The organism is Colwellia sp. BRX10-3 (genome assembly GCF_014077505.1).
Taxonomy (GTDB): Bacteria; Pseudomonadota; Gammaproteobacteria; order Enterobacterales; family Alteromonadaceae; genus Cognaticolwellia.
The window spans coordinates 123,830-141,178 of sequence record NZ_JACGWA010000002.1 but is presented as its reverse complement, the minus strand read 5'-3'; the positions used below and the strand labels follow the sequence as shown (position 1 = coordinate 141,178).

Here is a 17,349-nt window from a genome sequence, read left to right as displayed (position 1 = left end):
AAATGACAACAAAAAATACGTGGCAAACCATCTGCCCAACAAGTGATTTAATAAAAAATTCAGGTGTTTGTGCTTTACTTGCAAACGAAGAACAAGTTGCCTTATTTCAAGTAGGCAACGACACCTTTTATGCCGTTTCTAACTTTGACCCATGTGGGAAAGCGAACGTTTTATATCGCGGTTTAATTGGCGAAACTAAAGGTGGCGTTTACGTTGCTTCACCCTTATTAAAACAACGTTTTTGTTTAAATTCTGGTGCATGTTTAGATGATGATGCCTTTGCCATTAAAACTTATGAAACACGTGTTAGCGACGGAAAATTAGAAATATTAGGTTAGATACTTCACTGTATGTTTTTGTTAATAATCCCAGCTTAGTGGACTAAGTTGGGATTATTTTTAATCATTCATCATTGGATTCACGCGTAAGGTTACTCGCATATAAAGTGTCATAAAGCGCCTTCGTTCATAAGCATAAATCAATTCAGTCCTTGAACAGGTTATTTTGGTGCACCCTTGCATCACAAACTAATAAAAGTCAGTTAATAAAATTAAAAATAACAACTAAGGCATTGATATTAAGCAAATTGATTTACTGGCACGAATTCTGCCTTATTATTAAAAGTAGATTGAATTATTGATTTTGATTGGAATAAATTGAAAAAAAATACGTTATCTTCACCTAAAAAAAACACACTAATTCAAGATGCTCCTTCAGGGTTAAAAGTATTACTTGCAGAAATTAACCATGTAAAAGCAAAGGCATTAATGAGCGTACTGACTAATGGACAATATGACATTTATCATATTGCTCATTCTGGCGTACCTTTGCTAAGAGATGTTAAGCAGCTTAACCCTGATGTCATTATTATAGATATAGAATCTCCTAATAGAGATATGCTTGAAAATCTCAATCAAATATCCCAATTCGCCCCTAAACCTATCGTGGTTTTTTCAGAACAACAAAATACCAATACAACGATTAATCAAATGGTTAATTCGGGGGTTAGTGCTTATGTTGTTGGAGAAGTTGACCAAGTAAGAGTGAAGTCGATCATTGATGTTGCCATTGCGAGATTTGACCTTTTTCAAGGACTAAAACAAGAACTTGCTGACACTAAACAAAAACTGTCCAGTCAGAAAAACATCGATAAAGCTAAACGCTGGTTAATGGAAACAAAGCAACTGTCTGAAATAGATGCGTATCACTTCATTCGCAAAATAGCGATGGATAACAGCCAGAAAATGGATGATGTTGCCAAAAACATCCTCTCTGTCGCCAGCATTTTTTAGATAATTCAAAAGCGTTTTAAGGCATTATAGAGACTATAAATCATGTTTAGTATTGAAAAGAAAAATATTACCCTAGGCTTTATGCCATTAACAGATAGTGCCCCCTTAGTCATTGCTCATGAAATGGGAATTTTTGAAAAATGGGGACTTAACGTTAACCTAACTAAACAAAATTCTTGGGCCACATTAAGAGATAAATTGCATAGCGGAGTTATTGACGCCGCCCAAATGTTAGCCCCTATGCCCATTGCCAGTAACATAGGCTTACACGGACAAAAATCAACCGTAATTTCCCCAATGATATTGAGCCGTAACGGTAATGGCATCACGTTATCGACTAAACTCTATCAAAAAATATTATCACAACATGATACGAATGCACTCAGTATGCCGTTTTCGGCCAACATACTTAAGCATGAAATAGATGAACGAAAAAGAGGAGGTAATAAATTAACCTTAGCTGTCGTTTTTCCTTACAGCTGTCACTATTATCAACTTATTGAATGGCTAAAAAATAGTGACATTAGCCCATCAGAAATTAATTTATTAATTGTCCCTCCTTCAGACATGGTGCCTTCTATGCATTCAGGTGATCTTGATGGCTTTTGCGTGGGTAGCCCTTGGAATGCTAAAGCGGTTCGAGAAGGTGTTGGCATCACAGGTGTTACTTCTTCTGACTTATGGGAAGATTCACCTGAGAAGGTACTTGGGTTAATGTCTGATTGGCAAGTTAAGCACCCAGAAACAACATTTGCCTTAGTATCTGCTTTATATGAAGCATGCCAATGGCTTGAAAATATTCCCAATCGCTTTGAAGCAGCGAGGTTCTTGAGTCGTGCAAAGTATTTAGACACACATATCGACGTAATTGCGCCTTCATTAATGGGGAGTTGCCTAACCCTTAACAATACATCACCACGTAAAGTAGAAAGCTATCAACAATTTTCAACCTTAGGTGATCCCACATTCAATAAGCCAGCACATCATTACGGTGAAAACATTGCCAAATTAATGCAAGCGTGTGGGCACATAAACACACAACAAATAACGGATCTAGACATTGCTTCGATCTACAGGGAAGATATTTATCAAGCTGTAATATATAAGGATAAGAAGAGCCTTTACTAAAGTGGAGTATCTACCTGCAGCTCTATATAGACACCAAAATAGTGCAAACACTTCTCACTGTTGGAGCAAAGTATTTAATCAAAAAAACATAAAACAAAGTAAATCACTGATTTTAAATGCAATTAATAGATGGCACTAATTGTGCTTTATAGTTAATAGCGTTTTCATGTTAATTCAATCAACAGCGGTTGTTTTAACCATAAAGTGAAAATTGACTAAAAACTTATTTCGTTAAAACTAATCGCACTGCAACGACGTAGTCATTATTAGTTTGGCATTGAAGCCCACAGTACTCGGATTGTATCCAAAGTACTGTGGGATTTTTTATTTGGAGAAAGGTATTTTGAAAACAACTTTAAAAAATGAATGTAAAAAATTATGCCGTACTGTTATTGCAGGACTATGTATTTCTGGCTCCCTACTGACTTCGTCTTTACAAGCAGCAGAGCTAGGCTACCCAGAAAAAGAAGAACTTAAATTTGGTTTTATTAAATTAACTGATATGGCCCCTATCGCTATTGCTTATGAGAAAGGATTTTTTGAAGATGAAGGCTTATACGTCACGATTGAATCACAAGCTAACTGGAAAGTATTGCTTGATGGCGTTATAGATGGTCGATTAGACGGTGCTCACATGCTTGCTGGCCAACCAATTGCAGCAACTATTGGTTACGGGACTAAAGCTGAAATCATCACGCCTTTTTCAATGGACTTAAATGGCAATGCCATTACTGTTTCTAATGAAATTTGGAAACAAATGAAGGTAAATATTCCTAAGCAAGCCGATGGAAGACCTGTTCATCCTATTAAAGCTGATGCCTTAAAACCTGTTGTAGAAAAGTATCTTGATGAAGGTAAACCTTTCAACATGGGTATGGTATTTCCAGTGTCGACACATAACTATGAATTACGTTATTGGTTAGCGGCTGGTGATATTCATCCGGGATTCTATGCCCCGCATAAAGGTGATACATCAGGAAAAATTGACGCGCAAGTGCTGTTGTCAGTAACGCCTCCGCCACAAATGCCAGCCACAATGGAAGCCGGCACTATTTATGGTTATTGTGTAGGTGAACCTTGGAACCAACAAGCCGTATTCAAAGGTATCGGTGTACCAGTCGTTACCGATTATGAAATTTGGAAGAACAACCCAGAAAAAGTATTTGGCATTACTAAAGCCTTTGCTGAGAAATACCCAAATACTACCATTCGCTTAACACGTGCTCTCATTCGTGCAGCAAAATGGTTAGACGAAAACAACAATGCTAACCGTCCAGAAGCAGTGAAAATTTTATCTCAATCGAACTATGTTGGTGCTGATTACGACGTTATAGCAAACAGTATGACAGGTACCTTCGAGTACGAAAAAGGCGATGTGCGTTCAGTGCCTGACTTCAACGTATTCTTTCGTTATAACGCCACTTACCCGTTCTACTCAGATGCTATTTGGTATTTAACACAAATGCGTCGTTGGGGACAAATTAGCGATGACATGCCTGATAGTTGGTACAAAGATATTGCTGCAAAAGTTTACCGCCCTGATATTTACATGGCTGCAGCGCAATCATTAGTTGATGACAAAATATTATCTAAAAGCGACTTTTCAGACTTAGTCGGCGAAGACGGTTTCCGTGCTCCTCAAAAACACTTTATTGACAATATTGTTTATGACGGAACTCAGCCAAACGCCTATATCAACAAGTTTAAAATTGGCTTAAAAGCTGGTGATAAACTTTAGAACGTTGTCGTGCTTTACCCCGAACTTTGGTAAGTAGTAATGCGTTGCCTATACATAGGTGACGCATATAGGAGAACAAAAATGACTGCTGTAATTAGCAAAAAAACATTAGGTATTGCCCCTTTGAGTGATAACAAAATGATCAGGTCCTTTATTTCAGAAAAGGCACAAGCGTTGATATTACCTATGGCCGGTATCTTCTGTTTTATGTTGCTATGGTCGTTTACGGCTAGTAGCATTGATACTTCGCTCGGTAAGTTCCCTGGACCCAGTGCTGTGGCTACTCAAGTGGTTAATTTAATTGATGAGCATAATGCTGAACGCGACAAAGAAGACGCTTTTTATATTCGCCAAGACGCACGCAATAAAGTGCGCATGGCAAAAGATCCAAATTATCAACCCAAAGTACGCATTTATACCGGTAAAGAGACATTTTTAGACCAAATATTTACCAGTTTAATCACCGTAATAAGTGGTTTTTTAGTGGCTGCTGTTATTGCTATTCCGTTAGGTATTGCCATTGGTTTAAGCAAAACGCTCAACACGGCTATAAACCCCATAATACAGATTTTCAAACCTGTATCACCTTTGGCTTGGTTGCCCATAGTAACCATGGTAGTCAGTGCGCTTTATGTATCTCCTGAGCCTATGTTTGCTAAATCATTTATCACCTCTTTAATCACGGTAACTTTATGTAGCCTTTGGCCTATGGTCATCAACACCTCTTTTGGTGTGGCTTCAATGAACCAAGACTGGGTGAATGTCAGTAAAGTGTTAAGCCTGCCTAAACACGCACATATTAAAAAGATTGTTCTACCGGCTTCCATTCCTGCCATTTTTACGGGTATGAGAATGTCATTAGGCATTGCTTGGATGGTACTTATTGCGGCTGAAATGCTGGCACAAAACCCAGGGTTAGGAAAATTCGTTTGGGATGAATTCCAAAACGGCAGCTCGCAATCTCTTAGTCGCATTATGACCGCAGTATTAACGATTGGTCTTATTGGCTACCTGCTTGACAGAACCATGCTGCAACTTCAAAGAATATTGTCTTGGGACAAATCAAGTGCACAACTATAGTCAATATAGGATAAAGGAAATCACATGAGTATTATTTTAGACATCAGTAAAGTAGATATGGTATTTCCAACCCCTAAGGGCGACTTTACCGCGTTAAAGGGTGTTGACTTACAAATTAAAAAAGGCGAATTTATTTCACTTATTGGCCATTCAGGTTGTGGTAAATCAACCGTATTAAATATTGTTGCCTGTTTGCACAGAGCAACATTAGGCGGCGTGTTATTAAATAACAAAGAAGTAACAGAACCCGGCCCTGAACGTGCGGTTGTTTTTCAAAACCATTCATTATTGCCTTGGTTAACCGCCTATCAAAATATTGAATTAGCAGTAAAGCAAGTCTTTAAAAATAAGATGTCTCCCGCCGAAATGAAAGAATGGATCGAACATAACTTACGCTTAGTTCATATGGATCATGCAAAAGACAAGCGTCCTGACGAAATTTCAGGCGGTATGAAACAACGTATTGGCATTGCCAGAGCCTTAGCAATGAAACCTGAAGTACTTTTAATGGATGAACCCTTTGGTGCACTCGACGCTTTAACGCGAGCTCATATGCAAGACTCATTAATGGAAATTCAGCAAAAGCTAAACAACACCGTAATCATGATCACCCATGACGTAGATGAAGCTGTTTTATTGTCAGATCGCATTGTCATGATGACCAATGGGCCAGCAGCGACAATAGGCGAAATATTAGACGTCAACTTACCTCATCCAAGAAATCGTTTAGCACTGGCAGAAGATGTTGAATATAACCGTTTACGCTCAGCTGTTTTAACTTTTTTGTATGAAAAACAAAGAAAAGTTGAAGTTATTCCAGCAACTGAATCGACCAAAACAACTGAAAAAACGCAAGCAAAACAAAAAGCGCCCAGTGTTGCTTAATACATTTAGCTAAATTTAAAAATTATAAAACTTATTTAAAAAACTTTAAGGGACAAACCATGCAAACAGTTCATAAACTCTCAAAAATTACTGCACTGATTTTATTAGCCAGTACAAGTGTTTCAGCAAACGCAAATAGCGAGACTAACGCTAAAGCCAGTATAGATTTAAACTTGCGATATGAAACGGTTGATCAAGACAATGCAAAAAAAGATGCCTCAGCGTTAACGCTAAGAACTCGCCTAAATTACACCAGTGCTAGCTACAATGATTTTACCGCTGTTATTGAATTTGAAGACTCACGCCAAGTAGCTGGTGTTAACAACTATAACGATACCGTTGGAAATAATACGGAATATTCTGTTATCGCCGATCCAGAAACGACTGAATTAGACCAAGCTTATGTGCAATACAAAAAAGATGGCGTAACCGCAAAAGTTGGTCGCCAAGTACTAACCTTAGATAACCATCGTTATGTTGGGCATGTAGGATGGCGTCAAGATAGACAAACATTTGATGCCGCAACCATAACTTATTCAGCCTTAGACAATATAAAAATGAGCTATAGCTACATTAATAAACGTAATCGTATTTTTTCCGATGAAAAAGATTTTAATTCGAAAGATCATTTACTTAATATCGCCTACAAAACAAGTTACGGCAAACTAACAGCTTACAGCTACCTTTTAGAAGTTGATGAAGGTACGGCTAATAGCTTAGATACTTTTGGTGTAAGTTTTAACGGAAAAAAAGACAAGTTTTCATATTCAGCCGAATTTGCTACTCAAGATTCAGAAAACGGTGGAACTGACTATTCTGCAAGTTATATGGCCATTCAAGGTGGATATAGTTTTGATACTGTGACCCTTAAATTAGGTGCAGAGGTATTGGGCAGTGATGAAGCAATGTACGGATTTTCAACACCACTCGCAACACTGCATAAATTCAATGGCTGGGCAGATCAGTTTTTAGGCACACCAAAAGAAGGTTTGGTTGATCTTTATGCCTCAATCTCAGGTAAAGCATTCGGCGGTGGTTGGACTGTAACAGTTCATGATTACAGTGCTGATGAATCAACCGATACAGTTGACGATTTAGGCAGCGAAATTAACGCAGTTTACACGAAAAAATTCGCGCAAAGTTATAGCGCAGGTATAAAGTACGCGGCTTATTCAGCAGGTGATTCAGCCGCAGGTAACCTTGATACTGATAAAGTTTGGCTCTGGGTTGGGGCTAAATTTTAGGCTAATGAACAAAACACGAGCTAAGCTTGAATAGCTACAAGCTTAGGATTACTGAAATACTGCTTGCTCGAATTAAGTAGAACAATTGAGTGTAAATCTAGTGATAAAAAAGTAATTATAATCATGTCAGAAGAAGATGCGATATTGGATTAATCAGTGTGTGGTAGTTAAATGCTCGGCAAACCGAACTTTTACGTATTGAACAAAGTAAGTAAGAATTACCCTCGATAAACTTAGCACTAATATGAATATTGGTGCTAAGTTTCAGTATATACTTGATAAATAAGTGACTAACTCCGTTTGATTATAACGATAAATAGACAGATTTTATTGAACGGGTAAATCTAACATAGGAAATTCAGCTCTAAGTTGTTTAACTAAATTTTCATCTGTGCCCAAGCTTACTGCTAAATAAAATTCTTCTGATAGTTCTTTCAAGGTATAAATAGTTTTAAAGTCTGAATTTTTACATCCAGTATCTTGACAGTAAAAGTCAATTATCTGTTTGTTAGATGGGATAACTTCAATTCGACCTTTTTCTAACATTTGCATGGTCGAAAATGTATTTATAATTTCGACTAATTCTTTATTAAATTGAAACCCTCTATCAATAAGAAATGTGGTAATTGCATCAAGTCGCTTAACGCCAATCGGAATTCCTTTAAGTTCTGACAGTGATTTAATAGGCTGTAATTTGCTATCTTTTAAGGTAATTAACTCCGTGGTCACTTGCGCCACTTTACCAATCCAAATAAATTTGTTTTCACGCTCTGGTGTTCTGACCATAGAAAATATAATGGTATTAGGGCGATCTAACGCTATTTGATATGCACGCGCCCAAGGTAAAACTTCTATCTTATTTTTTGGCAGCACTTTGTTAAAAAGCCTTTGCATTTGAACGCCAACAGCACCGCCGATCAATTCATAGTTTTCACCGATTTGATATGGGGCTAAGTGTTCGGTAACAATGTGGACATTTTCATATTCAGTGTTCGCTTGACTATAAAAAGCGAACATCAAAAAAATTGTAAATACTGTAAGTTTTTTCATTAAAAACAAAATTAATAAACCTATAAAAAGGGACTTTCTAAATCAGCTAACCCGTTATATTAAATCTAGCGGTAATTTAAACATATAAGAACTTAGTGAGTTTTATTTTAATAATATCAATAAAAAATCTACAACTAAAAGTGTAAATAAATAGCGAATCAGCACAGTAAACACTCAATAGTAAATTTTTACACCTAAACAAATTGCAAGCTATTATAATATTTAGCGGTGCATTAGATCCTTTTATTGATAGCTATAAAACACGCTCTACAAAAAGGCTGAGCATTCTATCTTAAACAGTAAATACAATATTAATCTAGCATGTTTTCTAAATTTTAGCGCTTAAATTTAACAAGTTCTACGAGGTTGTAATAACTGACTTATCCACTTAGCCTATTTATGTAACGCTTCACCTTTTCATCTAGATAAATATACCCTTTCACCGAATCCCCATAGTTATAGTGGTTAATTACTGTACTGTAAATTTAGGCACTAGTTAAAGTATTTTACTCTGTGATTTTGCAATGTGAATAACTTAAACTTCGCTATTTAAAATTATAACTACACTAACAATAGCAAAGATTATCCTTATTAATCATGTAAATACAATTTTCAGTGTGTGTTTGTGATAATTACGGAAAAGCTTCTATTCATTTTTGGGGAAAGCAAATGAATAAATCAAAGAGTAAATTTGTTAAAACAATTATCACCATAAGCTTGGGTTTAGCCCTTAGTGCTTGTGGTGGTTCAGATTCAAAAAAAGATCCGGAACCGGTCGTAAACTCAGCACCTGTAATTTCTAGCACAGGGATTAATACGGTAGTCGCGGGCTCTCTATATTCATATACGTTAGTATCAAGTGATGCCGACGGTGACGTATTAACATCCACAGCAGCTAATTTACCAGCGTGGCTTTCTTTTGACAGCGCAACTAGCGTATTGAGCGGCACACCGGCTCAAAGCGACATAGGCGACCATGCAATAACATTAACGGTTAGTGATGGCACTGCCGAGGTAACGCAATCTTTTACCATTACGGTAACCATGCCTGTTGCAGAAAATAATGCCCCTGTAATTACCAGTACAGCAATAATAAGTGCAACGGTTGGTGAAGCCTATACTTATACATTAGTAGCAACCGATGCTGACAATGATATGTTAACCATGTCAACAACCATTCCAGGAAAGCTTTCTTGGTTAATGTTTGATGAGACAACAGGTGTATTATCTGGAACACCCGCTTCAGGCGATGTAGCTGCTACAGAGATCACCTTAACAGTAACTGACGATACTGATGAAACTATGCAAACCTTTACCATTACAGTTGATGAAGCTGCAGTTGAGGGACCTGCATTAGTGGTTTATGAAGAGATGGATAACCCACTTTGGCCAGTTTGGGAGAACACTGATAGTGCACCACCTGTAATTATTACAGATGGTGACCACGGTCTGGTTGCTCAATTCATTATCAATAATGGTACGGCAGGTGCTGTTATGGGTTTCAATGCCCGTGATGCAATAGATGGTGTTGCTTTTGATACACCAACAGGCACTACTTTAGAGTTTGATTTAAAAGTAACTTCCATGCCTGACACTGTCGACACAGATTGGAAATTAAAACTAGAAGATAGCGCGGAAGGTTTTTCAGAAGTTAATTTACAAGACAGCGTTGAAGGACATGTTCCTGTATTAGATACTTGGATGCATTACAGCTTCAATGTAAGCCTTTCAGATGTTGACCTAATCATGATTTTCCCTGCATGGGGCACTGGTAATGGTGCAGAGTTTAGTGTTGATAACGTAGTGTTTCATATTGATCCTGATGCTGTAGCTACTATGCCAGGCGATTCAGGCGATGGTGCAACAACAACAACCGCTATGGGTATTGATTTTGAGGGGCCACAACTAACTTGGGGATCTTTTGATACTAATCCTGTTCAGTATGTTGATAACCCAGTTACCACTGGTATCAACACCTCTGCTACTGTTGCTTTATTAACGGTGCTTCAAGGTGATGGCGAATGGGCTGGAGCTAGAACTGAAGGTATTGATACATTTGCATTAGATGCAACAAACTGTACAGTTAAAATGGATGTTTACCGAGACACCATTGGTTTAACCCATGTTAAGTTTGAAAAAAATAATGGCGATGGTTGGGGATCTGCGGGTACAGTAGCTGTTTCTAATACCGTTGTTAACCAATGGGAAACGTTAACTTTCGATACTTGTGGTTGGATTGGTCACGCCGAAACGGGTGTTATTGATGGCTTTGCTATTCACATTGATCAAACAGCAACTAGAAGTCAAGATACCCTGAATCACTTTGATAACATCATGTTCTCTGCACAAGAAGGTAGTGGAGGTGATCCTGGTACGGCTCCAGCGATTGCAGCACCCGCACCAACAGCAGCTACGGCAGATGTTATTTCTGTATTCAGTGATAGTTACACTGCTGTTGCCGGTGTGAACACAAACCCAAATTGGGGACAAGCAACAGTTACTACTGAAATCGATATTGAGGGTAATAACACCCTGAAAATGGCTGGTTTAAACTATCAAGGTATTGAGTACTCTGTACAAGACGTATCGGGTAAAAACACTTTACATCTTGATTATTGGACAGCAGATGCAACCACATTTGATGTATTCCTAATCAGTGAAGGTCCAGCAGAAACTGCACACACGATCACTACAACTCAAGGTGGTTGGCAGAGTATTGATATTCCGTTAAGTGCTTATTCAGGCGTAGTAGATCTAACCAAGGCATTTCAATTCAAATTTGTTGGTGCCGGTACCATTTATCTTGATAACTTGTACTTCTTCACAGCAGCAGTTGTAGCTCCATCTGAGCCAACGGTTGGAGCTCCTGCACCGATGCAAGCCCAAGCTGATGTTATTTCTGTATTCAGTGATACATACACCGCTGTTGCAGACGTGGACACTAACCCAAATTGGGGACAAGCAACAGTAACTACTGAAATGGACATTGCCGGAAATAATACGCTGAAAATGGCAAACTTAAACTATCAAGGTATACAATACTCTGTACAAGATGTATCGGGTAAAACTACCTTACACCTTGATTATTGGACAGAAGATGCAACCACATTTGATGTATTCCTAATCAGCGAAGGTCCAGCAGAAACTGCACACACGATCACGACAACTCAGGGTGGCTGGAAGAGTATTGAGATCCCTTTAAGCACGTATTCAGGCGTAGTAGATCTAACCAAGGCATTTCAATTCAAATTTGTTGGTGCCGGTACCATTTATCTTGATAACTTGTACTTTTATTAAGCGTTGTTATTAACCTTGATTGATTAATCAAATAGATAAATTAAAAAGGGTTTGCAGTGTTTACTGCAAACCCTTTTTTATATGTTCATTATGCTATCTGTATGCTTAAGGATATATTTTAAAACAGTGTATAACCATAAAGAACCAATATAAAAAACCACCGTCAGTTTTCGAATGTGGCTTTTTATTTGACCTAAAACTTTTGGGTTAATATTTTCACTTAATCAACTTACTTTGCAGAACTCTTCAAAATAGGCAGCCAATAACCAAATCCCCAAAGCATTGTTTGTAGAAAGTTCATTTCTAACCCACTTTGGTTTTTAAATTTAGTTTTCATGGCAAAAAACTCAATAAAGTGCACTAAAAGAGCAATACAAGCTAATAGTGAAACATAAAATTGAACTTCTGTTGGCAGCGGTGACAAGGACAATAAACCTAATGTTGCGAAGATCCATAACCCCGTCAGTAAAGCTTTTAGACTATATATAACTACATTTAACATCTGTAACTTCCTAAATTAATGCGCCAAAATCATATCTGAAGCTTTTTCGGCAATCGCCATCGTTGGCGCGTTTGTGTTACCACTAACAAGTGTTGGCATAATGGAAGCGTCAACCACTCGAAGATTTTCAATACCATGAACTTTTAACTGATTATCGACCACTGCCATATCATCATTACCCATTTTACAGGTGCCTACCGGATGATAAACCGTACCTAAACGCTCTTTTGCTTTAGCAAAAATTTGCTCATCGGTTTCAAAAGCGTTGCCTGGATGCACTTCGTTTTCATAATGTTGAGCTAATGCTGGAGCGGTTAAAATTTTACGTAGCTGACGCATACCATTAGTTAATACTGCTTGGTCTTTTCCTCCAGCATCAGAAAAAAAGTTAAAATCGATCTCTGGTGCATGTTTATAATTAGCTGATTTTAGCGATACCGTACCTGTACTTTCTGGGCGAAGAACACAAACATGACATGAAAAACCATGCTGTGATAAAAGTTTTAAATCTCTGCCATTATCGTCATATAACAAAGGCAACATATGTAATTGAATATCAGGTCTTTCTATATCATCATTTGATTTAATAAAGCCACCCGCTTCAAGAATACTGTTGGCAAGCTTGCCTTTTTTACTGGTGATATATTTAATAACATCTGGCAGCATTTTCAGTAAACCTGAAGCTGATGCGGTAAAGCCATCTGTTTTTTTACTTTTGACTAATACACAGGCATCGACATGTTCTCGTAGGTTTTTCCCAACTCCTTTAAGTTCATGTATGCAAGTAATACCATGATGTGTAAGTTCAGTTTTTTCGCCAATACCAGAGAGCATTAATAACTGGGGTGAGGCGATACTACCACCACTTAAAATCACCTCTTTTTTAGCGGTTATGATGCGTTGTTCACCTTTAATAAAAACATTAACGCCATAGGCTCGTTTGTCTTTTATTAGCACTTTGCTTACTTGTGCATCGATTAATACTGTCAAGTTTTCTCTCGCAAGTACCGGCAGTAAATAGGCATGAGCAGCAGAACAACGCTTGCCATCTTTTATCGTACACTGGTAATAACCAACACCTTCTTGATCAGCACCATTAAAGTCATCGCTAAACTTAAAGCCAGCTTGTTGGCCAGCCTCAATATATCGTTTACTAATTTCATAGAAAACAGGACGATCTGTAACTTGCAAAGGTCCACTGTCACCATGAAATTCACTGTTACCACGCTCGTTAGTTTCTGATTTTTTAAAATAAGGTAAAATATCGTCGAACGACCAACCGTTATTACCTAATTCAGCCCAATGGTCATAATCTTGTTTTTGACCTCGAAGATAAAGCATGGCATTTGTTGCAGAGCTGCCGCCTAATCCTCTACCACGAGGCACAAATAGTGCTTCGCCATTACGAATGTCTCGCTTAGGCTTAGCATTAAAACTCCAATTGAATTTTTTCAAAAACATAAAGACTGAAAAAGCGCCAGGGGTGTTAACAAACATGCTGTTGTTATCGCTACCCGCTTCTAATAAACAAACACTGTGTTTGCCACATTCACTTAATCTATTGGCTAGTACACAGCCTGCGGAGCCGCCACCGACAATAACGTAATCATATTCATCATTTGTGCTTGCTTGAGTTTGCATAAAAAACACCTCTATTATAACAATCCACTAATTAATTAGGTTACGGCGTAACAATATTAAACCAGAATGGAAACTCATCCATCATCATTAATAATTGACCGAACACTTGACCATTCCCATCGAGCTGCATTTTTCCTGATTGAGCTAATTGCTGAAATGACAATTGCTTTAACAGTAAAAGGTTTAAATCTTTTCGGTTAATCGTTACGGTTAAATCAGCTTGTTTGTCTTGAACATTTTCAATGTTATTTAAATGGGCATTTTTCAATTCTAATAAGAATTTTTCATTACGGTCAGGGAAAATAACGTTAATTTTAAACTGATGTGCCAATGCTTTGTCGGTATTTAACCGTACGCCAAGGTAATCAAAAATCAGCTCACTGCTCATTGCTCTGATCATATCTGGGCCACCTTTTGTGGCTTTAGCTGTTGTCGGTATGCCATGACGCAATTCAAACGCTGCAGCTAAATAACTATTACGCCAGCCGGCATTTTCTGCTTGATAACCCAATTGCTCTAAGGTGTCAGCCTGAAGATTTTTTGCTTGCTCATTGTCTGGCTGTGCAAAAACCAAGTGATTTAATAACTCAGCTACCCAGCGATATTCGCCTTTATAAAACGCTTTGCTCGCCTGAGTTAACACATTTTTTGCGCCGCCCATTAACTCAATATATTTAACGGATGATTCAGTCGGACTTAACTTATTAAGGTTGGCTGGGTTAGAATCATAAAAACCTAAGTATTTATTTATAATGCCTCTAACATTATGAGAATAAGAGCCATGATAACCCCGGTTATACCACTGATGTGCTAAAACATCAGGCACCGATAATTGATTGTGTATCTCATTAATAGTCACACCTTTATTAGCAAGATTTAAGGTTTTGTCATGTAGAAAACCGTACATATCTCGTTGTTTTTCTAATACTTCAATAATATATTCCTTACCCCATCTCGGCCAAGAGTGTGAGGCAAACATCACATCGCTTTCATGAGCAAAACGGTAAATAACTTTGTTTATAAACTTACTCCACGCTTGCGAGTCACGAACTTCAGCGCCGCGTAGAGTATAAATATTATGTAGTGTGCCGGTTACATTTTCAGCTAACCAAAGGGTTTTAAATTGTGGGAAATAAGTATTCATTTCCGCAGGAGATTCTGTACCTGGAGTGTTTTGCATCACCATTTCAATGCCATCAATAATGATAGTTTCTTCGTCAGCCAAAATTTCTCTAGTCGGTGCAATTAAACTTATAAAGCCGGTAGATAAGCCTTTACCAATGGCGGCATCAACTTGGCCTTTAACACCTTTTGCAAGCGCATTACCGTATTGATATGTGGCACGACGTGTCATCGCATTGCCTGCTAATACATTCTCTTTAATGGCGTGTTCCATAAAACCACGCGGAGCGATAATTTCTACTTCACCGGCATCAACTTGTGCTTGGCTAACAACACCTTTTACGCCCCCAAAATGGTCGGCATGAGCGTGACTATATACCACAGCTTTTACGGGAAACTGACCTAATTCTTGAGTAACAAGTGCGAACGCGGCTCGAGAAGTAGCAGCGGTTAATAGGGGATCAAAAATAATCCAACCACTATCACCTTTAATAAAAGTAATATTAGCTAGATCGTAGCCTCTAACCTGATAAATACGATCGGTTACTTGATATAAACCGTAAGCCATATTTAACTTAGCTTGGCGCAATAAACTTGGGTTTACGCTGTCAATATTTTGGTTATCAAGTAAAAATTGATAATTGCCGAGCTCCCAAACAACATTACCCGCTTTATCTTTAATAATGAGCTTTTCTGGTCGTTTAATTAAGCCTTTCTCAGCCAAAGTGAAATCAAGTTTATCGCTAAATGGTAAGTTTTCTAATAACTCTGCTTGATGAGCAACAGTATATTTACTGGCGGGCTTTAGCTCGGTATTTGTATTAGCATTGGCAACACTCATAGTGGCTAACAAAGTACAATATACAAACCCAAGAAGTGGAAAGCTAGGTTTTAACATGCTATTTCTCTTAAAAAGTGGTAAAAAAGACAAAAAAAACTGATTAATATGGTTGAAAATTAATTCAACAATATTAATCAGCAGGGGGTTTACTTTGATTAACGACCCAAGCGTCTAAGCGCGGAAGTTGAAAAATCAGTACGCTTAACTTTTTCGCCAAAAATCATAAAGGTTGGCTCTTCATTACTTAAGCCTGTAACCAAATAACGGCCTGAGTTTAAGTCATGTAAGGTTTCGGCAACCATCCAAGGTGTATCAACATCATAAAATTGAATGTTGTGGGCTTCTGATAATTTCCATAGCTCACCGCGACCGTCGTATTGATCAATCACTGATGCGCCCCAAGTATCTTCGTCAATGAAGAAAGTACGTTTAGCATAAATATGTCTAGCACCTTCCTTTAATGTTGCTTCAACTTGCCAAACACGGTGTAACTCATATCTTAAGTAATCAGCATTTAAATGACCTTGTTGAATTAGGTCTTCATATTTTGCTGTGGTATCAAGTAAGTTATAAGAGTTATATGGGATATAAAGCTCTTTTTTACCGATTAATTTCCAGTCATAACGATCTGGCGCACCATTGTACATATCGTAGTTATCAGTGGCTCTTAAACCATCAGTACCTGCACCTGGTCCGTCATAAGCAACATTAGGCGCACGACGAACTCGGCGTTGGCCGGCATTATAAACCCAGGCTTTACGTGCTTCTTTAACTTGGTCAATAGTTTCATGAACCAATAAAGCTGTACCTGTTAAGCGAGCAGGTGCAGTAATTTCCTGTAGGTAATAGAATAATATGTTGTCATCTTCTTTTGCATCACGACCATCTTTCAAAAATTCTGGCCAAACAAGTTGATCATTCATTTTTACGGGTACAAATGAACCATTTGATTGCACTGGAATAGTGGTCAAAAATCGTTTAGCTGCTCCGCCACGATAACGAGTGATATGATTCCAAATAACTTCTGAGCCATTTTTAGCAAGAGGAAACGGAATTGTAGTATCAAAATTAGCAATACCATTGCCTGATTGAACTAACTCAGCAGTAGTGGCATTTTTCTTTACTACATCATATAAGTCACTTGAGTATGCTGCTGTTCGTCTTGTTTTATAAATAGGCATTTTATAATCAGCATATTTTTCAAACATGGCGATTTGCCCTGGGCTCAAGTTGTCTTGGTAATCACTATAGTTTGCTGAAGTAATGACCATCATAGGCTTATCTTCCGCAAAAGGATGCGCAGGTCGTCCTGAGTCTTCACTTTTAGTTGAGTTTTTACTATTTAATCCACCCGTCCAAGCAGGAATAGTGCCTGCTGAATTTGCAGACATTACTGCTCCTAATGGCGTTAATGTTGTACCTAGTTTTGCTGCTTCTTCTGGGCTAACTTGCGCTAACACCGTACTTGATGCAATTGATAGCATCAGTAAACTTGCTGTGGTTATATATTTTTTCATTATCATTCTCTT

13 protein-coding genes are annotated in these 17,349 nt (G+C 37.9%); 8 read left to right on the top strand and 5 right to left on the bottom strand.

Going from position 1 to position 17,349, the window contains the following annotated elements; all coding sequences use genetic code 11:
- Positions 1–2 precede the first annotated feature (2 nt).
- The 7 genes from nirD to H4J38_RS05680 all read left to right on the top strand — a co-directional run bounded on the left by nirD (position 3) and on the right by H4J38_RS05680 (position 7,367).
- Entirely contained in the window at positions 3–338 is a 336-nt protein-coding gene (nirD, locus tag H4J38_RS05710; protein WP_182130411.1) for a nitrite reductase small subunit NirD, read from the top strand.
- A gap of 318 nt (positions 339–656) precedes the next feature.
- Entirely contained in the window at positions 657–1,292 is a 636-nt protein-coding gene (locus H4J38_RS05705) for an ANTAR domain-containing response regulator (RefSeq protein ID WP_220465451.1), read from the top strand.
- Between the two features lie 42 nt (positions 1,293–1,334).
- Positions 1,335–2,420 carry a CmpA/NrtA family ABC transporter substrate-binding protein gene (locus H4J38_RS05700; RefSeq protein ID WP_182130409.1) on the top strand — a complete coding sequence of 362 codons (1,086 nt, stop codon included), beginning with the start codon at positions 1,335–1,337 and terminating at the stop codon, positions 2,418–2,420.
- 391 nt (positions 2,421–2,811) lie between these two features.
- Positions 2,812–4,158, top strand: a complete 1,347-nt coding sequence (locus H4J38_RS05695; protein WP_182130803.1) for a CmpA/NrtA family ABC transporter substrate-binding protein — start codon at positions 2,812–2,814, stop codon at positions 4,156–4,158.
- A 138-nt stretch (positions 4,159–4,296) separates the two neighbouring features.
- Positions 4,297–5,238 carry an ABC transporter permease gene (locus H4J38_RS05690; protein ID WP_259365424.1) on the top strand — a complete coding sequence of 314 codons (942 nt, stop codon included), beginning with the start codon at positions 4,297–4,299 and terminating at the stop codon, positions 5,236–5,238.
- Between the two features lie 24 nt (positions 5,239–5,262).
- Positions 5,263–6,123, top strand: coding sequence for an ABC transporter ATP-binding protein (locus H4J38_RS05685; RefSeq protein ID WP_182130405.1), 861 nt, complete (start codon positions 5,263–5,265; stop codon positions 6,121–6,123).
- Between the two features lie 59 nt (positions 6,124–6,182).
- On the top strand, positions 6,183–7,367 hold the full coding sequence (locus tag H4J38_RS05680) for an alginate export family protein (RefSeq protein ID WP_182130403.1): 1,185 nt from the start codon (positions 6,183–6,185) through the stop codon (positions 7,365–7,367).
- 327 nt (positions 7,368–7,694) lie between these two features.
- Here H4J38_RS05680 and H4J38_RS05675 read toward each other — a convergent pair whose 3' ends face one another.
- Positions 7,695–8,417 carry an ABC transporter substrate-binding protein gene (locus tag H4J38_RS05675; RefSeq protein ID WP_182130401.1) on the bottom strand — a complete coding sequence of 241 codons (723 nt, stop codon included), beginning with the start codon at positions 8,415–8,417 and terminating at the stop codon, positions 7,695–7,697.
- 669 nt (positions 8,418–9,086) lie between these two features.
- Here H4J38_RS05675 and H4J38_RS05670 point away from each other — a divergent pair.
- On the top strand, positions 9,087–11,714 hold the full coding sequence (locus H4J38_RS05670; RefSeq protein ID WP_182130399.1) for a putative Ig domain-containing protein: 2,628 nt from the start codon (positions 9,087–9,089) through the stop codon (positions 11,712–11,714).
- A gap of 229 nt (positions 11,715–11,943) precedes the next feature.
- On the opposite strand, the gene H4J38_RS05665 is transcribed toward H4J38_RS05670, so the two are convergent.
- From H4J38_RS05665 to H4J38_RS05650, 4 genes are all read right to left on the bottom strand, one after another.
- On the bottom strand, positions 11,944–12,216 hold the full coding sequence (locus H4J38_RS05665; RefSeq protein WP_182130397.1) for a DUF1145 domain-containing protein: 273 nt from the start codon (positions 12,214–12,216) through the stop codon (positions 11,944–11,946).
- A gap of 15 nt (positions 12,217–12,231) precedes the next feature.
- The gene (locus H4J38_RS05660; protein WP_182130395.1) at positions 12,232–13,857 is read right to left on the bottom strand and encodes a GMC family oxidoreductase; all 1,626 of its coding nucleotides are present in this window, start codon (positions 13,855–13,857) and stop codon (positions 12,232–12,234) included.
- 40 nt (positions 13,858–13,897) lie between these two features.
- Entirely contained in the window at positions 13,898–15,877 is a 1,980-nt protein-coding gene (locus H4J38_RS05655; RefSeq protein WP_259365409.1) for an alkyl/aryl-sulfatase, read from the bottom strand.
- A 98-nt stretch (positions 15,878–15,975) separates the two neighbouring features.
- Positions 15,976–17,337, bottom strand: a complete 1,362-nt coding sequence (locus H4J38_RS05650) for a DUF1329 domain-containing protein (RefSeq protein WP_182130393.1) — start codon at positions 17,335–17,337, stop codon at positions 15,976–15,978.
- Positions 17,338–17,349: the final 12 nt, after the last annotated feature.